Annotated in this window: 26 protein-coding genes; 9 read left to right on the forward strand and 17 right to left on the reverse strand. The window is 63.4% G+C overall.

The genetic code is table 11. The annotated features are described in order from the left end of the window. Positions 1–2: 2 nt before the first annotated feature. From EC86_RS0114855 to EC86_RS0114905, 11 genes are all read right to left on the reverse strand, one after another. Positions 3–1,667, reverse strand: coding sequence for an ATP-dependent DNA ligase (locus EC86_RS0114855; protein WP_029526495.1), 1,665 nt, complete (start codon positions 1,665–1,667; stop codon positions 3–5). Then, entirely contained in the window at positions 1,664–2,749 is a 1,086-nt protein-coding gene (locus EC86_RS0114860; protein WP_029526496.1) for a ligase-associated DNA damage response exonuclease, read from the reverse strand. Before EC86_RS0114860 ends, EC86_RS0114855 begins: the two co-directional genes overlap by 4 nt. A gap of 240 nt (positions 2,750–2,989) precedes the next feature. Then, on the reverse strand, positions 2,990–3,406 hold the full coding sequence (locus tag EC86_RS0114865) for a F0F1 ATP synthase subunit epsilon (protein WP_029526498.1): 417 nt from the start codon (positions 3,404–3,406) through the stop codon (positions 2,990–2,992). 78 nt (positions 3,407–3,484) lie between these two features. After that, positions 3,485–4,909: a F0F1 ATP synthase subunit beta gene (gene atpD, locus EC86_RS0114870; protein ID WP_029526500.1), complete on the reverse strand. Its 1,425-nt coding sequence runs from the start codon at positions 4,907–4,909 to the stop codon at positions 3,485–3,487. 39 nt (positions 4,910–4,948) lie between these two features. Then, complete coding sequence (gene atpG, locus EC86_RS0114875) at positions 4,949–5,815, reverse strand: F0F1 ATP synthase subunit gamma (protein WP_029526502.1); 867 nt, start codon at positions 5,813–5,815, stop codon at positions 4,949–4,951. Positions 5,816–5,968: 153 nt separating this feature from the next. Then, positions 5,969–7,522, reverse strand: coding sequence for a F0F1 ATP synthase subunit alpha (atpA, locus tag EC86_RS0114880; protein WP_029526503.1), 1,554 nt, complete (start codon positions 7,520–7,522; stop codon positions 5,969–5,971). Between the two features lie 60 nt (positions 7,523–7,582). After that, entirely contained in the window at positions 7,583–8,122 is a 540-nt protein-coding gene (locus EC86_RS0114885; RefSeq protein ID WP_029526506.1) for a F0F1 ATP synthase subunit delta, read from the reverse strand. A 16-nt stretch (positions 8,123–8,138) separates the two neighbouring features. Further along, the gene (locus EC86_RS0114890) at positions 8,139–8,609 is read right to left on the reverse strand and encodes a F0F1 ATP synthase subunit B (RefSeq protein ID WP_029526507.1); all 471 of its coding nucleotides are present in this window, start codon (positions 8,607–8,609) and stop codon (positions 8,139–8,141) included. 40 nt (positions 8,610–8,649) lie between these two features. Further along, on the reverse strand, positions 8,650–8,898 hold the full coding sequence (gene atpE, locus EC86_RS0114895) for a F0F1 ATP synthase subunit C (protein WP_011799683.1): 249 nt from the start codon (positions 8,896–8,898) through the stop codon (positions 8,650–8,652). Between the two features lie 74 nt (positions 8,899–8,972). Beyond that, on the reverse strand, positions 8,973–9,875 hold the full coding sequence (gene atpB, locus EC86_RS0114900) for a F0F1 ATP synthase subunit A (RefSeq protein WP_029526508.1): 903 nt from the start codon (positions 9,873–9,875) through the stop codon (positions 8,973–8,975). 22 nt (positions 9,876–9,897) lie between these two features. After that, positions 9,898–10,449, reverse strand: coding sequence for an ATP synthase subunit I (locus EC86_RS0114905; RefSeq protein ID WP_029526509.1), 552 nt, complete (start codon positions 10,447–10,449; stop codon positions 9,898–9,900). Positions 10,450–10,639: 190 nt separating this feature from the next. Between EC86_RS0114905 and EC86_RS0114910 the strand changes: the two genes are divergently transcribed. The 7 genes from EC86_RS0114910 (at position 10,640) to lipA (ending at position 15,753) form a co-directional block, all read left to right on the forward strand. Further along, positions 10,640–11,086 carry a DUF4149 domain-containing protein gene (locus EC86_RS0114910; RefSeq protein ID WP_029526510.1) on the forward strand — a complete coding sequence of 149 codons (447 nt, stop codon included), beginning with the start codon at positions 10,640–10,642 and terminating at the stop codon, positions 11,084–11,086. Between the two features lie 64 nt (positions 11,087–11,150). Then, entirely contained in the window at positions 11,151–11,735 is a 585-nt protein-coding gene (locus tag EC86_RS26200; RefSeq protein ID WP_051676176.1) for a DUF2062 domain-containing protein, read from the forward strand. A gap of 57 nt (positions 11,736–11,792) precedes the next feature. Next, positions 11,793–12,695 carry a D-amino acid aminotransferase gene (locus EC86_RS0114920; protein ID WP_029526513.1) on the forward strand — a complete coding sequence of 301 codons (903 nt, stop codon included), beginning with the start codon at positions 11,793–11,795 and terminating at the stop codon, positions 12,693–12,695. Continuing rightward, a complete protein-coding gene (locus EC86_RS0114925; protein ID WP_029526515.1) occupies positions 12,692–13,021 on the forward strand; it encodes a YbeD family protein in 330 nt (109 codons plus the stop codon). The genes EC86_RS0114920 and EC86_RS0114925 overlap by 4 nt, the downstream gene beginning before the upstream one ends. 226 nt (positions 13,022–13,247) lie before the next feature. Beyond that, complete coding sequence (locus tag EC86_RS0114930) at positions 13,248–14,015, forward strand: YecA/YgfB family protein (protein ID WP_029526516.1); 768 nt, start codon at positions 13,248–13,250, stop codon at positions 14,013–14,015. Positions 14,016–14,049: 34 nt separating this feature from the next. Beyond that, positions 14,050–14,718 (forward strand): lipoyl(octanoyl) transferase LipB, encoded by a 669-nt coding sequence (lipB, locus tag EC86_RS0114935; RefSeq protein ID WP_029526517.1) that lies wholly within the window; start codon positions 14,050–14,052, stop codon positions 14,716–14,718. Between the two features lie 36 nt (positions 14,719–14,754). Further along, a complete protein-coding gene (lipA, locus tag EC86_RS0114940) occupies positions 14,755–15,753 on the forward strand; it encodes a lipoyl synthase (protein ID WP_029526519.1) in 999 nt (332 codons plus the stop codon). 15 nt (positions 15,754–15,768) lie between these two features. On the opposite strand, the gene EC86_RS0114945 is transcribed toward lipA, so the two are convergent. Then, positions 15,769–15,957, reverse strand: a complete 189-nt coding sequence (locus tag EC86_RS0114945) for a hypothetical protein (RefSeq protein WP_029526521.1) — start codon at positions 15,955–15,957, stop codon at positions 15,769–15,771. 256 nt (positions 15,958–16,213) lie between these two features. Between EC86_RS0114945 and EC86_RS0114950 the strand changes: the two genes are divergently transcribed. Beyond that, entirely contained in the window at positions 16,214–17,050 is an 837-nt protein-coding gene (locus EC86_RS0114950) for a DMT family transporter (protein WP_029526523.1), read from the forward strand. Positions 17,051–17,190: 140 nt separating this feature from the next. Here EC86_RS0114950 and ptsP read toward each other — a convergent pair whose 3' ends face one another. From ptsP to EC86_RS0114975, 5 genes are all read right to left on the reverse strand, one after another. Beyond that, the gene (gene ptsP, locus EC86_RS0114955) at positions 17,191–18,975 is read right to left on the reverse strand and encodes a phosphoenolpyruvate--protein phosphotransferase (RefSeq protein WP_029526524.1); all 1,785 of its coding nucleotides are present in this window, start codon (positions 18,973–18,975) and stop codon (positions 17,191–17,193) included. Between the two features lie 274 nt (positions 18,976–19,249). Further along, the gene (locus EC86_RS0114960) at positions 19,250–19,519 is read right to left on the reverse strand and encodes an HPr family phosphocarrier protein (RefSeq protein ID WP_029526525.1); all 270 of its coding nucleotides are present in this window, start codon (positions 19,517–19,519) and stop codon (positions 19,250–19,252) included. Continuing rightward, complete coding sequence (locus EC86_RS0114965) at positions 19,488–19,931, reverse strand: PTS sugar transporter subunit IIA (RefSeq protein ID WP_029526526.1); 444 nt, start codon at positions 19,929–19,931, stop codon at positions 19,488–19,490. The genes EC86_RS0114960 and EC86_RS0114965 overlap by 32 nt, the downstream gene beginning before the upstream one ends. Before the next feature lie 5 nt (positions 19,932–19,936). Further along, positions 19,937–21,199, reverse strand: coding sequence for an MFS transporter (locus tag EC86_RS0114970; RefSeq protein WP_029526527.1), 1,263 nt, complete (start codon positions 21,197–21,199; stop codon positions 19,937–19,939). 4 nt (positions 21,200–21,203) lie between these two features. Continuing rightward, on the reverse strand, positions 21,204–21,737 hold the full coding sequence (locus tag EC86_RS0114975; RefSeq protein ID WP_029526528.1) for a hypothetical protein: 534 nt from the start codon (positions 21,735–21,737) through the stop codon (positions 21,204–21,206). A 136-nt stretch (positions 21,738–21,873) separates the two neighbouring features. Here EC86_RS0114975 and cynS point away from each other — a divergent pair, with 136 nt between their 5' ends. Continuing rightward, positions 21,874–22,317 carry a cyanase gene (cynS, locus tag EC86_RS0114980; RefSeq protein ID WP_029526529.1) on the forward strand — a complete coding sequence of 148 codons (444 nt, stop codon included), beginning with the start codon at positions 21,874–21,876 and terminating at the stop codon, positions 22,315–22,317. Positions 22,318–22,476 lie beyond the last annotated feature (159 nt).

Here is a 22,476-nt window from a genome sequence, read left to right on the forward strand (position 1 = left end):
GTTCATCCGGGCAACAGGGCCGACAGCATTTGCAGCGTGTCGGCTTCCAGCACCGGCTTGTCTTCTCGCCAGCGCAGCATGCGCGGAAAGCGCACGGCAATGCCGCTCTTGTGGCGCGGGCTACGGGAGATGCCTTCGAAGCCCAGTTCGAACACCAGCGTCGGCCTGACGCTGCGCACCGGGCCGAAGCTCTCCAGCGTGGTCTTGCGGACGATGGCATCGACCCGCGCCATCTCGGCATCGCTCAAGCCGGAATAGGCCTTGGCGAAAGGCACCAGCTTGCGCTCAAGCTGTTCGGGCGGCCCGTCCCACACGGCAAAGGTGTAGTCGCTGTACAGGCTGGCGCGCCGGCCATGGCCGCGCTGCGCGTAGATCAGCACGGCATCGATGCTGAGCGGGTCGATCTTCCACTTCCACCACAGCCCGACGTCCTTGGTGCGCCCGACGCCGTAGGGCGCCTCACGTTGTTTCAGCATCATCCCTTCGACGCCCATGGACCGCGCCGACTCGCGCTGGCGGGCCAGGTCCTGCCAGCTGTCGCCACTGAGGACAGGACTTGGCAGCAGCGCGGGATGGCGCAGGTCGGCCAGCAGCACATCAAGAAATGCCCGGCGCTGCGACTGCGGCAGACTGCGCAGATCGCGCTGCTGCCATTCGAGCAGGTCGTAGGCCAGCAGCACGACGGGAATATCGCGCAGCAGCTTGGCGCCCAGCGTCTTGCGGCCGATGCGTTTTTGCAGGTCGGCAAACGGCTGCACGCGGCCTTCGGGTGAATCTTCATGGCCACGCCAGACCACGATTTCACCATCAAGCACCGTGCCATCGGGCAATGCAGCGCCCATGGCCGCCAGTTCGGGAAAGCGCTCGGTCACCAGTTCCTCGCCGCGCGACCACAGCCACACCTGGCCGGCGCGCTTGACCAGCTGGGCGCGGATGCCGTCCCATTTCCATTCGATGATCCAGTCCGCCGGCGGCCCCAGCAGGGCATCGAATTGTTCCAGCGGCTGGTTGAAGGGGTGCGCGAGAAAAAACGGATACGGCTGGCCGCTGGTCTGCTGGTTCAACTCGCCGCTGCTCTCGGGCGCGATCAGCGCGGCATAGTCGGCGGCACCGGGCTGGCCGCTGATGTGCGTGTAGCCCATCAGCCGCTGCGCCACGCGCTTGGCATCGACGCCGGCGACGGCCGCCAGCGCCTGCGTGACCTGCAGCCGCGACACGCCGACGCGAAAGCCACCGGTGATCAGCTTGAAATACACCAGCCGCTCGTCCAGCGCCAGCCGGCTCCATTGCTGGCGCAGCAGGTCCGGCAGGGCTTCGGGCGCCGTCTTGCGCAGCGGCAGCAAGTGCTGCTCCATCCAGGCCGCCAGGCCGAGGTCATGGCTGCTGGTGGGCGGCGGAAGCAGCAGCGCCATGGTTTCAGCCAGGTCGCCGACCGAATCGTAGCTTTCGTCGAACAGCCACTCGGGCAGGCCGGCGGCCTCCTGCGCCAGCTGGCGCAGCAATTTGGCAGGCACCAGCTGGCGCGGCTTGCCGCCGGCCAGGAAATACACCGCCCATGCCGCATCGGCCGGCGTGGCATTCTGCAGGTAGCGCTGCAGCGCCGCCTGCTTGGCCAGGCTGGAGGTGGTGGCGTCCAGTTCGCGGTAAAGGGCCGCAAAAGCTTTCATGAAGCGTCATCGCTGGTGGATTGCACAGGCTCGGGCGGCAGGCCTTCCTGTGCAATGCCAGTCTGTTTTCCGGCCGCCGGCGCAGTCGCCTGGTCGGCGATGTCTTCCTCGCCGCCATACTCGGTCTTGAAGCCCTGCGCATCCAGGCCGCGCCCCTGCAGCCAGCGCACCATCACCGCGACGCTGCCATGGGTGACAAACACGCGCTCGGCCCCCGTGCCGTCGATGGCGCGCTGGAGGCCGGGCCAGTCGGCATGGTCGGACATCACGAAGCCCCTATCCACCCCACGGCGGCGGCGTGCGCCGCGCAATAGCATCCAGCCGCTGGCAAAAGCATCCGAATAGTTGCCAAAGCGACGCATCCAGGGCGTTCCCTGCGCCGACGGCGGCGCCAGCACCAGCGACTGGCCGATGGCGCCCGCATCCGCCTCGGCCACCGTCCGAGTGGAAGGCAGGTTGACGCCAGCATCCCGGTAAACCCGGTTCAGCGGCTCGACGGCGCCGTGCGCGATGATGGGGCCGATGCTCGCGTCAACGCCGTGCAGCAGCCGCTGCGCCTTGCCGAAGGCATAGCAGAACAGCACCGACGCGCGCCCCGCCGCCGCGTTGCCGCGCCACCAGTCGTTGATGTCGGCAAACAGCTCGGGCTGGGCGGGCCAGCGGTAGATCGGCAGGCCGAAGGTCGATTCGGTGATGAAGGTGTCACAGGCCACCGGCTCGAACGGCTCGCACGTGCCGTCATCCTCCAGCTTGTAGTCGCCCGAGGCCACCCAGACTTCACCACCGTGCTCGACCCGCACCTGCGCCGAACCGAGCACATGGCCGGCCGGATGCAGCGAGATGCGGACCCCGTTGTGCAGGACCGGCTCGCCGTAAGCCAGTGTCTGAAGGGTGATGTCGCCCAGCCTGGCGCGAAGGATGCCTTCGCCTTTCTCGTGCGCCAGGTAGCGCGCATGGCCGGTTCGGGCATGGTCGGAATGGCCGTGGGTGATCACGGCGCTGTCAACCGGTCGCCAGGGGTCGATGTAGAAGTCGCCCGGCGGGCAGTACAGGCCTTCAGGCCGGGCCACGATCAGGTTCATGCTTCCTCAAGATGAAATGAAGATTCCGGCCTTGCGCACGCGCGGGGCCACCATCCGACATCCTAGCGCGAGCGCCTTTATCCCGCCGGGCGCGGTCAAACGATTTGCCGGCGATCAGGGTATTACCCGGAGAGTTCAAGCGCCATGAAAAAAGCCCCTGGTTTTAAGCAGGGGCTCGGATGGCCTGCATCCGTTGCCGGATGCAGGCCGTTGCAGACCGAAGTCTGCACTTATTGGTTTTTATTTTTTCTGGCGGTATTTGCGCAGCGCTGCAATCTGCGCGGCCATGACGGCCAGCTCGGACTGGGCCATGGCGATGTCGATATCGTTCTTGGCGTTCTTCAGCGCTTCTTCAGCCAACGCCTTGGCGGACGTGGCCTTGGCTTCGTCCAGGTCCTTGCCGCGAATGGCGGTATCGCTCAGCACGGTCACGCAGTTGGGCTGCACTTCGAGAATGCCGCCGGCCACAAAGACGAACTCTTCGGTGCCATCGGCCTTTTCAATGCGCACGGCACCGGGCCGGATGCGGGTGATCAGCGGCGTGTGGCGCGGGTAGATCCCCAGCTCGCCCGCTTCGCCGGGCAGAGCCACGAACCGGGCTTCACCGGAAAAGATGGACTCTTCTGCGCTGACGACATCGACGTGGATGGTATTCATACGTATTCCAGTTTAAAAGATGAGAAAAACTTGGCGTTGAGCAAACCCTGCAAGGGCTTGTCCGAACGCCGGCTTTCATTACATCTTCTTGGCTTTTTCGAAGGCTTCGTCGATGGTGCCGACCATGTAGAAGGCCTGCTCTGGCAGATGGTCGCACTCGCCTGCCACGATCATCTTGAAGCCGCGAATGGTTTCGGCCAAGCTGACGTACTTGCCGGGCGAGCCGGTGAACACTTCAGCGACGTGGAAAGGCTGCGACAGGAAACGCTGGATTTTGCGGGCACGGGCCACGGCCAGCTTGTCTTCAGGCGCGAGTTCGTCCATGCCCAGAATCGCAATGATGTCGCGCAGTTCCTTGTAGCGCTGCAACGTGCCCTGCACGGCACGGGCCGTGTTGTAGTGGTCTTCACCGACCACTGCTGGCGACAGCTGGCGGCTGGTCGAGTCGAGCGGATCGACCGCTGGGTAGATACCCAGCGAGGCGATGTCACGGCTCAGCACCACGGTCGAGTCAAGGTGGGCAAAGGTCGTGGCGGGCGATGGATCGGTCAAGTCATCGGCAGGAACGTAAACGGCCTGGATGGAGGTGATCGAACCGACCTTGGTCGAGGTGATGCGCTCTTGCAGGCGGCCCATTTCCTCGGCCAGCGTAGGCTGGTAGCCCACGGCGGAAGGCATGCGGCCCAGCAGTGCGGACACTTCGGTGCCGGCCAGCGTGTAGCGGTAGATGTTGTCCACGAAGAACAGCACGTCGCGGCCTTCGTCGCGGAAGGACTCGGCAATCGTCAGGCCGGTCAGCGCCACGCGCAGCCGGTTGCCTGGAGGCTCGTTCATCTGGCCGTAGACCATCGCGACTTTGGAGTCTTCGAGCTTTTCGAGGTTCACGACGCCGGAATCGGCCATCTCGTGATAAAAGTCGTTGCCTTCGCGGGTACGCTCACCGACACCGGCGAACACGGACAAGCCCGAGTGCGCCTTGGCGATATTGTTGATCAGCTCCATCATGTTCACGGTCTTGCCGACGCCGGCGCCGCCGAACAGGCCGACCTTTCCGCCCTTGGCAAACGGACACACCAGGTCGATCACCTTGATGCCGGTTTCCAGCAGCTCTTGCGATGGGCTCAGTTCGTCGTAGGCCGGGGCCTTGCGGTGAATCGGAGCGGTCAGCGTCTGGTCAACCGGGCCGCGCTCGTCAATCGGCGCACCCAGCACGTCCATGATGCGGCCCAGCGTGGCCTTGCCCACGGGAACGGTGATGTTCGCGCCGGTGTTGTACACGATGTTGCCGCGGCGCAGGCCGTCGGACGTGCCCAGTGCGATGGTGCGCACAATGCCGTCGCCCAGCTGCTGCTGGACTTCAAGCGTCAGGGCTGAGCCTTCCATCTTGAGCGCGTCATAAATCTTGGGCATCTGGTTACGGGCAAACTCCACGTCCACCACCGCGCCAATACACTGAACAATCTTGCCCTGGATGCTTGTGTCCACTAGAGTTTCTTGAGCCATGACCGAATCCTTTTCGTTCTTTAAATCTTGAATGGCGGCTTAAACCGCTGCAGCACCGGCAACGATTTCCGAAAGTTCTTTCGTGATCGCCGCCTGACGCGTCTTGTTGTAAATCAGCTTGAGCTCGCCAATCACGCTGCCGGCATTGTCGGTAGCCGACTTCATGGCAACCATGCGGGCGGACTGTTCGGAAGCCATGTTCTCTGCCACGGCCTGGAACACCAGCGCCTCGACATAGCGAACCAGCAGCTCGTCAATCACGGTTTGCGCGTCAGGCTCGTAGATATAGTCCCAGCCGTGCTCGGTCTTGTCGGCCTGCATGCGGTCTGCCGTCAGGGGCAGCAGCTGCTCGACCACCGACTCCTGCTTCATCGTGTTGATGAAGCGGGTGTAGCAAAGAAACACCGCCTTGATCTTGCCTTCGCTGTACGCGTCGAGCAGCACCTTGACGGGGCCGATCAGCTTGTCCAAGTGCGGCTTGTCGCCCAGTTGCGTGGCATGCGCCGCTACCTTGACGCCAATGCGGTTCAGGAAGCCCAGGCCCTTGTTGCCAATGGCCACCGCCTGCGCATCCTCGCCGGCCGCCTGCATGTCCTTGAGCTTGGTCGTCAGGATACGCAACACGTTGGTGTTCAGGCCGCCGCACAGGCCCTTGTCGGTCGTCACCACGATAAACCCGGTCGTCTTGGCGTCGTTGGACTCCATGAACGGATGGGTGTATTCGGGATTCGCCTGACTCAGGTGGGCTGCGATGTTGCGAATCTTGTCGCTGTAAGGGCGGGCCGCGCGCATCCGTTCCTGCGCCTTGCGCATCTTGGAGGCGGCCACCATTTCCATGGCCTTGGTGATCTTGCGGGTGTTTTCCACCGACTTGATCTTGCCGCGTATTTCCTTGCCTGCTGCCATTTAGATTACCCCCACGCTGTTCACTTCGTGTAATGCGCTGCCCCCCGAGGGGGCCGCTGCGCCTGCGGCCCGGCAAAGCCGGTTCCGCGGCCCCTGCTTGAAGGACCTGATCCTCAGAGTTGTTGCTGCGCTCATCGTTCGGTTTCCGTTGCTTTACGCGAAGGATTTCTTGAACGCAGTGACCGCGGTGGTCAACTCGGCCTCGGCATCCTTGTCCATGGCCTTGTTGGTTTCAAGCTTGTCCATCAGGGGCGCATGCTTGTCCTTGAGCCAGGCGTGCAGGCCGCTTTCGAATGCCAGTACCTTCTTGACCTCCACATCGTCCATGAAGCCCTTGTTCACTGCGAACAAGGTGGCACCCATGGTGGAGATGGACAAGGGCGCGTACTGCGACTGCTTGAGCAACTCGGTGACGCGCGCACCACGGTCGAGCTGCTTGCGGGTGGCTTCGTCCAGGTCGGAAGCAAACTGCGCAAACGCAGCCAGCTCGCGGTACTGGGCCAGGTCGGTACGGATACCGCCGGACAGGTTCTTGATCAGCTTGGTCTGGGCGGCGCCACCGACGCGCGACACCGAGATACCGGCGTTGATCGCGGGGCGGATGCCGGCGTTGAACAGGCTGGTTTCCAGGAAAATCTGTCCGTCGGTGATCGAAATCACGTTGGTCGGCACGAAAGCGGACACGTCGCCGGCTTGCGTTTCGATGATCGGCAGCGCGGTCAGTGAACCGGTCCGGCCTTTCACGGCGCCCTTGGTGAAGTCTTCGACATACTTCTCATTCACGCGGGCTGCGCGCTCCAGCAGGCGGCTGTGGAGATAGAACACGTCGCCGGGGTAGGCTTCGCGGCCTGGTGGACGGCGCAGCAGCAGCGACACCTGGCGGTAGGCAACAGCTTGCTTGGACAGGTCGTCATACACGATCAAGGCGTCTTCGCCACGGTCGCGGAAGTATTCGCCCATGGTGCAGCCCGAGTAGGCGCTGACGTATTGCATGGCGGCCGATTCGGAAGCCGATGCGGCCACGACGATGGTGTAGTCCATCGCGCCGGCTTGTTCCAGCGAGCGCACCACGTTCTTGATCGACGAAGCCTTTTGGCCAATCGCGACATAGACGCACGAGACGCCCTTGCCCTTTTGGTTGATGATGGCGTCAATCGCGACGGCGGTCTTGCCGGTCTGGCGGTCGCCAATGATCAGTTCGCGCTGGCCACGGCCGATAGGCACCATGGAGTCGACCGACTTCAGGCCGGTTTGCAAAGGCTGGTCAACCGATTTGCGGGCGATCACGCCGGGCGCGACCTTTTCAATCACGTCGCTCAACTTGGCATTGATCGGGCCTTTGCCGTCAATCGGCTGACCCAGTGCATTGACCACGCGGCCAAGCAGTTCAGGGCCGATTGGGACTTCCAGAATACGACCCGTGCACTTGACGGTGTCGCCTTCGGCAATGTGTTCGTACTCGCCCAGAATCACCGAGCCGACCGAGTCGCGCTCGAGGTTCAGTGCCAGGCCATAAGTGGGCGTGCCATCTGCCGTGGCAGGGAATTCAAGCATTTCGCCCTGCATCACATCGGACAGGCCGTGGATGCGGACAATACCGTCGGCCACCGACACCACGGTGCCCTGGTTGCGGATGTCGCTGCTTGCGGCGAGGCCTTCGATACGGCTCTTGATCAGTTCAGAAATTTCTGCGGGATTGAGTTGCATGACTCTTTCCTTCTTTCTATGTTATTGGCTAAAAACCCGGGACTGCGCGCGTGCGCCAGTTCAGGCGATCAGCGCCATTTTCATTTGTTCCAAACGGGCTTTGACCGAAGTGTCCAGCACCTCGTCACCGACGACCGCGCGAATCCCGCCAATCAGCGACGGATCAAGTTCGACCTTGATGCCGAGCTTGCGCCCGAAGCGCTTTTCCAGCACTGCTGCAATGTCGTTCAAACCCTGCTCGTCTAACGGAAAAGCACTGAAGACGGTGGCATCGGTGACGCCGCCCGCAGCATTCTTGAGCGAACGAAACTGGACGGCGATCTCGGGCAGCGCAGACAGTCGACCATTTTCAATCACGAGGCGCAGGAAATTCCTGGCAGCTGCGGGCAAGGGGTCGGTGTCGTTGCCGGCCACGCCGGCGATCAGGTCGAACACCTGGTCCACGCTCGCCTTCGGGCTGTCGGCAAACTGGAGCAACTGGGCGTTTTGCGCCACAGCCGCCAGAGCGTCCAGCCAGAGGGCGGTAGCAGCCAGGTCGGAGCCCTGCGCCTTGAACAGCGCATCTGCGTAAGGGCGGGCAATGGTTGCGAGTTCAGCCATAGTGGTTCTACCTTGCCTACAGCTCGGTTTTCAGGCGGCTCAGCAACTCGGCATGAACCCCGGCATTGACTTCCTTGCGGAGAATCTGCTCGGCGCCCTTGACTGCCAGCAGGGCGACCTGCTCGCGCAGAGCCTCTCTGGCCTTGACCGTTTGTTGAGCGGCTTCAGCCTGGGCTGCCGCAATGATCTTGTTGGCTTCCTCGACCGCACGGGCCTTGGCTTCCTCGACGATGCCTTGGCCCCGGCGGTCGGCATCGGCCAGACGGGCAGCGGTCTCGGTACGCGACGTGGCCAGTTCGGCCTCTACACGCTTGTTGGCGGTAGAGAGTTCGGACTTGGCTTTATCAGCGGCAGCGAGGCCGTCAGAAATTTTCGAGGCCCGCTCGTCCAGCGCTTTTGTGATTGGTGGCCACACGAACTTCATCGTGAACCAGACCAGGATCGCAAAAACGACAGCCTGCAGGAACAGGGTGGAGTTAATGTTCACGGCTTATTCCTTATCGAACGTACCAGGGATGGCCGAAAAATTAACGCAGGACAAAAGGATTGGCAAATGCGAACAGCAGGGCGATGGCAACGCCGATCAGGAAAGCAGCGTCGATCAGACCGGCCAAAATGAACATTTTGGTTTGCAGGTCGTTCATGAGTTCAGGCTGGCGAGCCGAGGCTTCCAGGAATTTGCCGCCCATCAGGGCGATGCCGATAGAGGCACCAATAGCACCGAGACCGACGATCAAACCACAAGCCAAAGCGACGAGTCCGAGAATGTTTTCCATGATTGCTCCAAAGATGAGAGGAAAGGTAAAAAGAAAAGGGAAAGAAAAAGCCAACCGCCGTCAGGCAGAAAGGCCTAGTGTGAATCGTGGGCCTGCCCCACGTAAATCAACGTCAACATCATGAAGATGAAGGCTTGCAGCGTGATCACCAGGATGTGGAAGATGCTCCACACGGTTCCGGCGACAACATGCCCGAATCCCAGCCAGAACATACCCGTGAGTGGGTTGAACTGCCAGGCCCACACGCCACCCATCAGGGCGATCAGCATGAAGACGAGTTCGCCGGCAAACATGTTGCCGAACAGCCGCATGCCGTGCGAGACGGTCTTGGCGGTGAATTCAATCATTTGCATCAGGAAGTTGACCGGATACAAAAACCAGTGGTCGCCAAACGGCGCCGCAATGAGCTCGTGCGACCAGCCGCCGATACCCTTGATCTTGATGTTGTACACCAGGCAGACCAGCAGCACGCTGACGGACAGGCCGAGGGTGGTGGACAGGTCGGCCGTGGGCACGACGCGCATGTAGGCATGTTCGGGGTCGTGTCCTGCGGCGCCATACAACATGGCCCAGATTCGGGGAATGGCATCGACCGGCAGCATGTCCATGGCGTTCATCATGAAAATCCAGACGAACACGGTGAGCGCCAGCGGCGACACCAGTTTGCGGCTCTTGGCGTTGTGAATCACGCCCTTGGCCTGGCTGTCAACCATTTCCGACAGGATTTCAACCGCAGCCTGGAAACGGCCGGGAACGCCTGAGGTGGCCTTGCGGGCCGCGCGCCACAGGAAGAAGCAGCCGATGACGCCCAGTAAAACCGAATAGATCAGCGAGTCGAGGTTGAACAGGCTGAAATCGACAATGCTGCTTTGCTTGACGCTTTCCAATGAAAAATTTGTCTGCAAATGCTGCAGGTGGTGCTGGATGTACTCTCCAGACGTCGGGGCATGTATTCCAGCGTTTTCAGCAGCAGACATAAGTCACCAATTCGTCAGTTCTTCAAAAATTATTGATCGATTTTTTGCGCGCCGGGCCGAACCACATGGCCACCCAGTACACCTTCATCGTCACCACGAAACCCGCCAGCAAAGCCAGCCAATTCAATCCTTCAACCAGCCTTGGCGCGGCGAACAGCATCGCCACCGTCAAGGCAATCTTGACCATTTCCCAGACAAAAAATCCGGCCAGCGCCGCATTTCCATGCATTGCCGATTTTTGACGCGACAGGCCCCGGGCAAACAGCGCCGCAGGAACAATCACCGCCAGCGCGCCGTAGCCAGCCGACCAGCCCATGCGCGCCTGGCCCGTCACCAGCCAAGCCAGTGCCGCCACCACGATTCCCACCCCGACCTGACCTGCCCACACCGACCACAAGGAAAACGGGGGGTTCAATTCCCGAACCTTTTTGGCTTCTTCGTGCGTCAGGGGCTTGAACCCTTCGTCTTGCGCCTCATCTGTCTCTTCTGCCTCGTACGGCTTGCCTGCAACCACAGTACTTTTCAGGGCAGGGGCTTCAGGGTGGCCGGGGCATGTCGCCGCTGGATCTGCCATTGTGTTCCTCACAAATTACATGAAGGTTACGAGCCCCAATCTCAGCAAAGCCTCTGATTATACGTAGAAACCCCTGCCATTTACCAATAGCCATGCGCGTGCTCTGGATTGGCGCGGTTTCACGGGCGCTTTATGATCAGGCCCGGGTGCATTAACCACAATGGCGCCCCATTCTAATGAAAGACTGCCGATGCCAGCGTTGATGAAATTCCTGCATGTTCTTGCCGCCATCGCCTGGCTCGGGGGAATCAGTTTCATGCTGTTTGCGCTGCGCCCTGCAGCGGCCGAACTCCTCGCGCCGCCGCAGCGGTTGCCCCTGATTGCGCAAACGCTGCAGCGCTTTTTCAAGCTGGTCTGGGTGACGATCGTGGTGCTGCTGTTGTCTGGCCTGGCGATGCTGCTGGGCGTGGGCATGAAGAACGCACCGGCCGGATGGCACGCCATGCTGGGGATTGGCCTGGTGATGTTTGCGCTGTTCGGCCACCTGTATTTCGGACCTTTCCGCCGGCTCAAACACGCCGTCAGCGCGGCCAACTGGCCCGAAGGCGGCCGGCGCGTCGGGCAGATTGCCACGCTCGCCACGGTCAACCTGGCGCTTGGCGTACTGGCCATCGCCGCTGTATATTTTCTCGCCTGATGCATCAGCGAACCAGACTGCAGCGCGCTGCAAGGCCATCGCCTGCCGCTTTGAACGCATCCTCATGAATGCCGACCAGCCCCCGACAAGCGCCCCCGGCAACTGGCGGCCAGCTGGCCTTTTCAGCCGCCTTCGCAGCGCATTGCCCTGCCGCGAGACACTTGCCGCCCATCCCTGGCTCAAGCCCGTGGCGCACCGCCTGCTCGACCGCCAGTTGTGGCACGCGCAGCATGAAGCCGTGGCGCGGGGCGTCGCCATCGGGATTTTCTGGGCCTTTGCCGTGCCCGTGGCGCAGTTTGCGCTGGCCACCCTGAACTGCGTCTGGTGGCGCGCCAATATCCCGGTCGCTGCCGGCATGACGCTGGTAACCAACCCGTTCACCATCGGCTTCTGGCTCTGGCTCGCCTACCAACTGGGCAGCCTGGTGCTGGACGCGCCGCCGCCGGTTCCGCTGGCCGACGGCGCGGGGCTGCTGGCCTGGCTGGGCTCGTTCGGCGCGCCGGCCATGCTGGGCATGGGCATTTTTGCGCTCTGCGGCGCATTGACCGGCTACCTGGTCGTCAAGCTCGCCTGGCGCGTGCGCGTCGGCGTCAAGCGCTGGCGCAGGCAGAACACCCCCCGCGCCGCAGCCGCACCGCCAGCCTGCTGAAATAACTTCTGCCTTCGTCACTTTCCTGACCCCAACCGCTGCCTGCAGCCACACCCCATGACCCTATCCGCCGCCAACGCATTGCCCGACACCCCGTGCTACCTCAACGGCGACTTCAGCACGCTGCGCGACGCCAAGATCAGCGTGCTCGATCGCGGCTTCATCTTTGGCGATGGCGTCTATGAAGTCGTGCCGGCCTATGCGGGCAGGCTGTTTCGCTTCGAGCAGCACATGGCGCGGCTGGACCGCAGCCTGGCCGAACTGCGCATCGCCAATCCGCTGACACACGACCAGTGGCGTGACACGGCACTAAAATTAATAGCAGACTATGCCCTGTCCACGGGCGCAGACACGCAAAAAGGCAATCAACTGATCTACATCCAGGTGACCCGGGGCGTGGCCATGCGCGACCACCCGATGCTGCCCGGCCTCACGCCCACCGTGTTCATCATGGTCAACCCGATGAAACTGCCCAGCGAAGCGCAGCGCGCGCAAGGCGTGGCCTGCGTCAGCGCGGGCGACTTCCGCTGGGAAAAGGCGCACATCAAGAGCACCAGCCTGCTGGGCGCGGTGTTCTCGCGCCAAATCAGTTTCGACGCCGGCGCGCTGGAGACCGTCATGTTCCGGGGCGACCACCTGAGCGAAGCGGCGGCCAGCAACGTCTGGGTCGTCAAGAACGGCACCGTGATGGGGCCGCCCAAGGACCATCTGGTGTTAGAGGGCATCCGCTATGGCCTGATTGAAGAAATCTGCCGCGCCGCCGGCATCGGCTTCGAGTTGCGCCCCATCAGCCGGGCCGAGGTGCTGGCCGCCGACGAGCTGCTGCTGTCGTCGGCCACCAAGGAAATTTTGCCCATCACCCTGCTGGACGGCCAGCCGGTCGGCAACGGCCAGCCCGGCCCGGTCTATGCCAAACTGTACGCAGCCTACAGCCAAGCCAAACAGGAGCCATCGACATGAGCGCTGAGAACGACAACGGCCACGCGCCAGACAACAGACCCGCAACCCCGCCCGACGCCGAAGCCCGCAAGGATTCGCTGATCGAATACCCGTCGCTGTTCCCGATCAAGGTCATGGGCATCAAGGCCGAGGGCTATGTCCACGCGGTGACGCATATCGCCCATCAGTTCGACCCGACGTTTGACGCCTCGACCATCGAGCTGCGCGAAAGCAAGGGCGGCAAGTACCTGGGCGTGACGATCACCGTGACGGCCACCAGCCGCGAGCAGCTCGACGAGCTGTACCGCACGCTGTCCACGCACCCAATGGTCAAGGTCGTGCTTTAGGCATCTGGCCAATAAAAACTGCGCGCGCCCGTCATTGCCGCGAAGGCGGGAGTCCAGCAACCCGGATTGAACGCTCAAACGAGTCTGGATTCCCGCCTTCGCGGGAATGACGCAGGGAAGTTATCGCTGACCACCGCCAAGGTGCTGAACCGGCGGGCCTTTTGAACTGGCCCTGCGCGCGTTACGCTACGGGCTGGCCCTGCACCCCTTTTTTTCTTCTACCCGCATGAACGACTTTTCCGACTACCTCCTGCGCCACCCGCTGCCGCATCAAAGCCCACACCAGCCCTTGAGCGAGGCCGAGTGCGACGAACTGTTCGCGCTGTTTGACGACGACAGCCTGCCAAATACCACGATGTCGGCCGAGATGGCCGACGGCTACCTCACCGCCTGCGTCGTCGGCCCCGTGCCGGTGCCCGCCCACGAATGGATGGCGGCGATTTTTGGCCAGCCCACGCTGGCAATTTGCGACGATTCCGAGCGCCAGCACCGCCTACTGCAATTGCTGCTGCACCGGCACCGCGACATCACAGTGGCCACGGCGGTGCCGCTGCACGACCTCACGCCCGACAAGCTGTTCCTGCCATTGACCAGCGAAGTGGACGACAGCAAACGCATTACCCCGTACCAGATCGACGCCGACGGAATCCGCCAGGGCGACTGGGTATGCAAGGACTGGGCCGAAGGCTTTCGGCTCGCCATGCTGGACCACCCGCAATGGGAAACCCTGACGAACGACCGCAAGAACTTTGACCTGCTCGGGCCGATTGCGCTGTTCGCGCAAGGCTACAACCTTGAGAAGCCCGAGCTGCAGATTGACGAAACAACCGGTCTTCTGGCCTTGCTGTCCCTGTCCATCTACAACATCCGAAGCTTCTGGAAGCTCCACAAGCATGCGCCCGCGCCTGCATTGCGCGAAGCCCGCAAGGTCGGCCGCAACGACCCCTGCCCTTGCGGCAGCGGCAAAAAATACAAGAAATGCTGCGGCGCATGAGTCTTCGGCGCCATACCCACTTTTGAACAAACCCATGCAATCACAGCAACTCGGCCGCGTGGCCTACCTGCCCACCTACCAGGCGATGCAGGACTTCACCGCCGCGCGCGATGATGCCACGCCCGATTCGCTATGGATTTGCGAGCACCCTGCGGTCTATACGCAAGGGCTGGCGGGCAAAGCCGACCATATCCTGAACCCCGGCGAGATTCCGGTGGTGCAGACCAACCGGGGCGGCCAGGTGACCTTCCACGGCCCCGGCCAGGTGGTGGTCTATCCACTGATCGACCTGAAGCGGGCCGGTTATTTCGTCAAGGAATATGTCTATCGCATTGAGGAGTCGGTGATCCGCACGCTGGCGCATTTCGGCGTGACCGGCCACCGCGTCGCGGGCTCGCCCGGCATTTACGTGCGGCTCGACGATCCGTTTTCACATGCCGCATTGTCCGGCCCGGCGCATCCGGCCGACCCGTTTCGCGGCTTGGGCAAGATTGCCGCGCTGGGCATCAAGGTCAGCCGGCACTGCACCTACCACGGCGTGGCGCTGAACGTGGCGATGGACCTCGAACCCTTCTCGCGCATCAACCCTTGCGGTTACGCAAACCTGAAAACCACGGACCTTTCTACAATCGGCGTTTCGGCCAGCTGGCAGGAAGCGGCAGAGGTGCTGGGCCAACAGCTCGCCACCCGCCTGGCGCCCTGACCTTTCGCCCCGCCCCCACCCAAACCACCACACACCATGAGCACACCCGAAGTCGTCCGCGAAGTCCAGAGCCTGGAAACCTACAACCCGCTGGCCAAGCAAAAAGCCGCCGCCAAGCTGTCGCGCATTCCCGTCAAGGTGGTGCCCGGTGAAATCCTGAAAAAGCCCGACTGGATTCGCGTCAAGGCCGGCAGCCCGAGCACCCGCTTCTACGAGATCAAGCAGATCCTGCGCGAGAACAAGCTCAACACGGTGTGCGAGGAAGCGAGCTGCCCGAACATCGGCGAATGCTTCGGCAAGGGCACGGCGACCTTCATGATCATGGGCGACAAATGCACGCGCCGCTGCCCGTTTTGCGACGTCGGTCACGGCCGGCCCGATCCGCTGGATGCGGACGAGCCGATGAACCTGGCGCGCACGATTGCCGCCTTGAAGCTCAAATACGTCGTCATCACCAGCGTGGACCGCGATGACTTGCGTGACGGCGGCAGCGGCCATTTTGTGGAATGCATCCAGCGCATCCGCGAACTCTCGCCCGGCACGACGATTGAAGTGCTGGTGCCCGATTTCCGGGGCCGCGACGACCGCGCGCTGGAGATTTTGAAGGCCTCGCCGCCCGACGTGATGAACCACAACCTGGAAACCGCGCCGCGCCTGTACAAGGAAGCGCGCCCCGGCAGCGACTACCAGTTCAGCCTGAACCTGCTGAAGAAATTCAAGGCGCTGCACCCCAACGTGCCGACCAAGAGCGGCATCATGGTCGGCCTGGGCGAGACCGACGAGGAAATCCTGCAGGTCATGCAGGACATGCGCGACCACGGCATCAACATGCTGACGATTGGCCAGTACCTCGCGCCCTCGATGTCGCATTTGCCGGTGCGCCGTTATGTGCATCCGGACACCTTCAAGATGTTTGAAGCGAAAGCCTACGAGATGGGCTTCAGCCACGCCGCCGTCGGCGCGATGGTGCGCTCAAGCTACCACGCCGACGAGCAGGCGCATGCTGCCGGCGTGTCCGACAAGCCCGCTGCATAACGGGCCTGCGGCTTTTTAATACCGGTTGGGATTGTTCGGACGCCGGTCGTCCCGGTTGCGCACGCCGTCGCCGTCACGGTCGCCACCCCGGTGATGCCCGCCGCCGTAGTAGCCATCGGGCTGACCATTGCCGTAGGGGACCGGGTAGGCAACACAACCGGTCAGGCTGGTCAGTACCAGCACGATCGCTGCAAGTATTTTCATGGGTTTCTCCTGAACATCCACAGGGTCCGCTTGCGACAGGATGCTGGTGCCGGCAGCGTCGCAAACGCTTGTGCTGCTTCATTTCAGCCCCGGCACATGCCAGCGGGGTGTCTGCGGCGTGGCTGAAGCGTGAAGCTGGCTACAACATGTAACCTGCGATCTACGGTCCGCGCCAGGGTTTGCCTGCGCTTGCGGTGCCAAAAATAAGGCGTTTCGCGGTGAGTCAGCATTCAAAACGCCACTATGCTTGCGGCCCATGCCTGCCAACTTGTATGCACTGGGCGCCATCGCGCTCTGGGTTTCCCTTGCCACCCTCGGTGTCGCGCTCAAGCACATCCCCCCGTTTCTGCTGACCGGCATTGCCCTGCTCATGGGCAGCCTGCTGGCGCTGCCTTTCGTGCTGAAGGACCGGCGGGCCTGGCAGATTCCGCCCGGCACGCTGGTGCTTGGCGTTTGCGGCCTGTTCGGCTACCACTTCCTGCTGTTCATCGCCCTGCGCCATGCGCCGCCGGTCGAGGCGAACCTGGTCAACTACCTGTGGCCGCTGCTGATGGTGGTGCTGGCGCCGCTGCTGCTGGTCGGGCTCAGGCTGCGCGCGCTGCATGTGGTGGCGGCGCTGCTCGGGTTTGGCGGCGCGGCGATTGCCATTCTGGGTGCCAGCCAGGGCGTGGCGGGCGGCTGGTCCTGGGGTTTTGTTCCGGCGCTGGCGTCGGCCTTCATCTGGGCCAGCTACTCGCTGCTGACCCAGCGCGTCAAGCCATTTCCGACGGCGGCCATCGGCCTGTTCGGTGGGGTCTCGGGCCTGCTGTCGCTGGGGTGCCACTGGGTGCTGGAGGCGCAGGTCATGCTGTCCGCGCACGACTGGCTGCTGCTGGCGGTGATGGGGCTGGGGCCGCTGGGCGGCGCGTTTTTCCTCTGGGACAAGGCGCTCAAGCTGGGCGATGCGCGGCAGATCGGCATCCTGAGCTACCTCACGCCGCTGGGCTCGACCGCGCTGCTGATGCTGGTCAGCGGCCGGCCGCTGAGCTGGAGCATTGGACTGTCGGCGGTGATGATCCTGGGGGCGGCGCTGCTGGGCACACGGACCCGGTGATGGCGGCGTGGCCCGCCAGCCTGCAGGAAAATGGCTTCAGCGCGCACAATTCAAGCCCTTTAGCGCTCTTGCGCTTACTGCACGTGCGTATGCAGCTATTTTTTCAATAGCAAATCAGCGCCTGAACAGTGCCTGCGCCGTCAGCTGGCCTGCAGCATCACCGAGGGGTCTTCGCTGTTCAGCACTTCCTGCGCCCACAGCCTGAGCTTTGCGGCGTCCGCGCGCAGCACCTGCTGCTTGACCGACAGGATCTGCGACGGATGCATGGAAAAGCTGCGCAGCCCCAAGCCGAGCAACAGCCGCGTCATGTGTACGTCGCCGGCCATCTCGCCGCAGACGCTGACGCCCTTGCCCTGGGCATTGCATTCGGCAATCGTGTCGGCCACCAGCCGCAGCACCGCCGGATGGCAGGGGTCGTACAGGTGCGCGACGGCCTCGTCGGAACGGTCGATGGCCAGCGTGTACTGCGTCAGGTCGTTGGTGCCGATCGACAGGAAATCAAAATACTTGAGGAACACCGGCACGGTCAGCGCCGCCGCCGGAATCTCGATCATCGCGCCCAGCCGCACCGGGCCGTAGACAAAACCGCGTTTGTCGAGCTGCGCGCGCGCCTGGTTGATTAGGTCGAGCGTCTGGCGGATTTCGCTGGCATGGGCCAGCATGGGCACCAGCAGGTTGACCTGGCCGTGGGCGGCGGCGCGCAAAATGGCACGCAGCTGCGTCAAAAACATCGGCGGATCGGCCAGGCTCCAGCGGATGGCGCGCAGCCCGAGCGCCGGGTTCAGGTGGCCCTCCTGCGATTTGGCGGTCGGCCGGTCCAGCGGCTTGTCGGAGCCGATATCGACGGTGCGGATGGTCACCGGCATGCCCTGCATGCCTTCGATGGCCTTGCGGTAGGCCAGGTACTGCTCGTTCTCGTCGGGCAGCTTGCCATTGCGGCCCATGAACAGGAATTCGCTGCGAAACAGCCCCACGCCGACCGCGCCGGCCTCGACCGCGCCCAGCGTGTCGTCGGGCATTTCGATGTTGGCCAGCAACTCGATGCGCTGGCCGTCCATCGTCAGCGCCGGGGTGTGGCGCAGGCGGTTGAGCCGCTGGCGTTCGAGTTCGCCCTGGCGCTGCTTGAAGCCGTATTCGGCCAGGATGATGGGCGAGGGATCGACGATCAGCACGCCGGCATCGCCGTCGATGATCACCCAGTCGTCCTGCTTGATCAGCTGGCTGGCGCTGCGCGCGCCGACCACCGCCGGAATGTCCATGCTGCGCGCGACGATGGCGGTGTGCGAGGTGCGGCCGCCCACGTCGGTGGCAAAGCCGGCGAACAGGCTCTGCTTGAACTGCAGCATGTCGGCCGGCGAAATGTCGTGCGCCACCAGCACCAGCGGCACATCGAGCGTGTCGTCGAGCAGCAGGTCCTGCTGCGACTGCCGGCGGCTGCTGCCGGCCCGCGCAGCGCCCTGGCGGGCCGCCTGCAGCGGCGAGGCCGAGCCTTTCATGTGGCACAGGATGCGCTCGACGACCTGTTCCAGGTCGGCCTTGCGCTCGCGCAGGTAGGCGTCCTCCATCTCGTCGAACTGGCGCGCAATCAGCTCGTACTGCGTGGTCAGCGCCCATTCGGCGTTGTAATGGCGCTCGGTGATCCAGTGCTTCACGCCGCTGATCAGCATTTCGTCCTGCAGCAGCATTAAATGCACGTCGAGCAGCGCGGCGATTTCATGCGGCGCGTCCTTGGGCAGGTCATGCTGCAGGCGCATGATCTCTTCCATGACCGCATTGCGCGACAACCTGACGCGCGCAATCTCGTCATTGGTGGTCGCCGGGTCGATGAAGTAATGGCTGACATCGGCCCGGCTCGACGCCACCAGCACCGCACGGCCAATGGCGACACCGCGCGACACCGCCAGGCCGTGGACGGAAAACGTCATTCAGAGGCTCCCGAACGAAGCGCCGGACGGTGTAAGAAGCGTGACGGCGAAGAAGTAAGCGCAGTGGTTTGATGCAAGCCAGGGCCGCAGAACCGGCTTTGCCGGGCTGCAGGCGCAGCGGCCCCCCCGGGGGGCAGCGCAGTACGCGAAGCGACAAGCGTGGGGGCTAGTCGTTGCCAGTCAGGGCCGCGGAACCGGCTTTGCCGGGCCGCAGGCGCAGCGGCCCCCCCGGGGGGCAGCGCAGCACACGAAGTGGCAAGCGTGGGGGTCACATTTACTCCCCTTCGCCGAATTTGTCCGCCACCAGCGCCAGCAAGGCATCCATGGCGGCCTGCTCGTCCTCGCCCTGGGTTTCGATCTCGACGCTGCTGCCGATGCCGGCGGCCAGCATCATCACGCCCATGATGCTCTTGGCATTGACGCGGCGTTCGCCCTTGCTCATCCAGACCTCGCTGCGGAAACTGCCGGCGAGCTTGGTGAATTTGGCGGAAGCTCTGGCATGCAGGCCCAGCTTATTGCTGATGGTCGTGCGGGTCTTGATCATTGATTCTTTGTACTTGGTTTTGCGGGGCGGTCACGGCCACCTGCATCACGCCCTGGCTGGCGCCGGCCAGCGCGCGCGCCACCAGCGTGTCGAGCGCTTCGTGGCGGTAGCACACGGCGCGCAGCAGCATGGGCAGGTTCATGCCGGTCACCAGCTTGGTGTTGATGCCGTCGGCCAGCTTTTGCGCGACGTTGCAGGGCGTTGCGCCAAAAATATCGGTCAGCACCAGCGCCTGCGGCAGGCCAAGCTGCTTGAGCACCAGGCTGGCCTGCGCCAGCGTTTCCTCGGGCGGTGTCTGGGGCTGCACGTCGAACGCCGCCACGCCGGCATCGCTGTCTGGAAAGACATGGCGAACGCACTGCAGGAAGGCGGAGGCCAGCGGGGCATGGGCGATGATGAGAATGCCGTTCATTGCGCTCAATTATCAGCTTTGACAGTGACAAAGTAGCCATACGCAGCGATACCGCAACACAAATAGACTGCCATGGCCGCCTGGAAGCTGGCGACCTGCGCCAGGCCCATGGCGGCAAAACCGTCAATCAGCAGCCCCAGGCCCCACTGGGCGACAAACACGCCGGCAAAGATGACCAGGTTGAAGGCCGACAGCGCGCGCCCGGCCAGCCCGGCCCGAAACGACATGCCGACGGCCGGCTGCGCCAGCCCCATGACGCTCGATGTCATGCAAAACAGTGCCCAGCCCAGCCAGCCGGTGGCGCTGCCGGCCAGGATATTGAAGGCCAGCACCGCCAGGCTGAGCGGAATCCCCCAGGCGATCAGGCGCGCGGCCGACCAGCCACGGCGGGCAAGGTGGGGGTTGACCATGCCCCAGCCCCAGAAGGTCACCAGCATGCTGGCATTGATCCAGAAAAGGCCGGTGGCCGATTCCAGCGCGGTGCGGCCGGACACCCGCACCATCCACGGCCCGGCCCACAGCGTCTGGATGGCGACCATGCCGCCGTAGTGGAAGAAAGCCAGCGGCGCCATCTTGTGGAAATAGCGGCTGCGCCAGATGGGCGCATAACCGGCTTCCTCGGGAATGGCAGGCCATGGCGGCAAGCCCGGGGGCGCCGGCGGCGCAGTGGCCCGCCAGCGCGGGACGACCCAGGCTATCGCCGCCATCGACACCAGAATCAGCCCCGCCAGCAGCCAGAACAGGGCGCGCCAGCCGGTCAGCGGCATCAGCCACTGCACCGGCAGCGTCGAGGCCAGCATGCCGAGCGAGCCGGTCATCAGCATCCATGAATTGGCGCGCAGCAGCGTGGCCGGGTCAAACCAGCGGCGGTAGCCGGTCAGCGCGGCCATCAGGCACGCGCCCACGCCCATGCCCAGCAACACGCGCGCGGTCAGCAGCCCGGCAAAACTGCCGGCGGCTGAAAACGCCAGGCAGCCGACCACCGCCAGGCTCAGGAACCACAAAATGACGCGCCTGGGGCCATGGCGGTCCAGCCAGGTGCCCAGCGGCAGCTGGACAGCGGCAAAACCCAGGAAATAACCACCCGCCAGCAAGCCCAGATCCCGCGCCTGAAGCGAAAACTCCTGCGTCAGCACCGGCGCGAGCGTGGCGGTGATGGAGCGCAGCAGCGTCGAGAAGAAATAGGCCCCGGCAAACGCCAGAAAAACCAGCGTTGCCGCGCGGGCGCCCAGCCGCTCCGGCAGGGGGACTGCATCTTTGGACGTCACGGTGTCATTCAAACTTCAGGCTGGAAAAAAACGTTTCCGCCACCTCGGGCGCGATCTGCGGCGCATACATCACCACCTGGAACAATTGCGAGCCCTGCGCAAAATAAGCGGCCTGCCCGCTCACGGCAGTGCCATCGGCGCGCTGCCCCTGCGCCTGCAACCGCGTGGCGGGCGTGCCGGGCGATGCGCCGGGAACCTTCAGGGGCAGCGGCTGGCGGCTGACGGGCGCGGCCTTCATGTTGGCCAGCGCCAGGTCCTGCCACAGCGCCAGCACCGAAGCGGCCTGCGCGGCGTCGCCCACATCGGCGACGGCGACGGCAAAGGTCGCGCCATCGGCGTCGCAGCCCAGCATCGCCAGCGACGTCGGCTTCCCGCCCAGCGGAACGACCTTTTGCGCCTTGTCGGGCTTGCAGGGCAGCAGCAGGTTCAGCCGCGTGCCTTCAGGACGGACTTCGCGCCAGTTGAGCGCCGGGCTGCAGGCGGCCAGCGCCAGCAAGGCGGCCAGAGCGGCATTCACCAAAATCGAGAATCGGAACATCAAGCGCGTCCTGGCCTTGTCAAAAACTGCTGCCCACCAGCAGGCCCTGCACTTTACAGGCAAACGGAACGGTCCCGTGCCGGGCACGATGTTTGCTCGCAGCCTGGCCATTCCTTCAACCCTGCCGAAAGCCAACATGAACCGCAACGACATCACTGAAAAAATCATCACCGTCAAGGTCAGCCAGGGCATCACCTGGGAATCGGTGGCCAAGGCCGTCGGCCTTAGCAAGGAATGGGTCACGGCCGGCTGCCTCGGCCAGATGACGTTTGACACGGCACAGGCGGCCATCGTCGGCGACATCTTCGGCCTGAGCGAGGAAGAGCGCAAATGGCTGCAGGTCGTGCCGTACAAAGGCTCCTTGGCCAGCGCCGTGCCGACCGACCCGCTGATCTACCGCTGGTACGAGATCGTCAGCGTCTACGGCACCACCATCAAGGAGCTGATCCATGAGGAATTCGGCGACGGCATCATGAGCGCGATTGATTTTTCCATGGACATCGTGCGCCAGCCCGACCCCAAGGGCGACCGCGTCAACGTGGTGCTGTCGGGCAAGTTTCTGCCGTACAAGCAGTACTGACACGGCCGGCTCGGGGTTGCGCTCTCCTATTTTTTGCTTGCTTCTTTTGGGTTTTCAGGCTTGGAGCGCCTTCCCGGCGGGGGGTAACTTTCTTTTCTGGCAAAAAAGAAAGTCACCCCCCCGCCGGGAAGGCGCTCACCCCTCAAACCACAGAAGAAC

This window comes from Polaromonas glacialis (genome assembly GCF_000709345.1).
Taxonomy (GTDB): Bacteria; Pseudomonadota; Gammaproteobacteria; order Burkholderiales; family Burkholderiaceae_C; genus Polaromonas; species Polaromonas glacialis.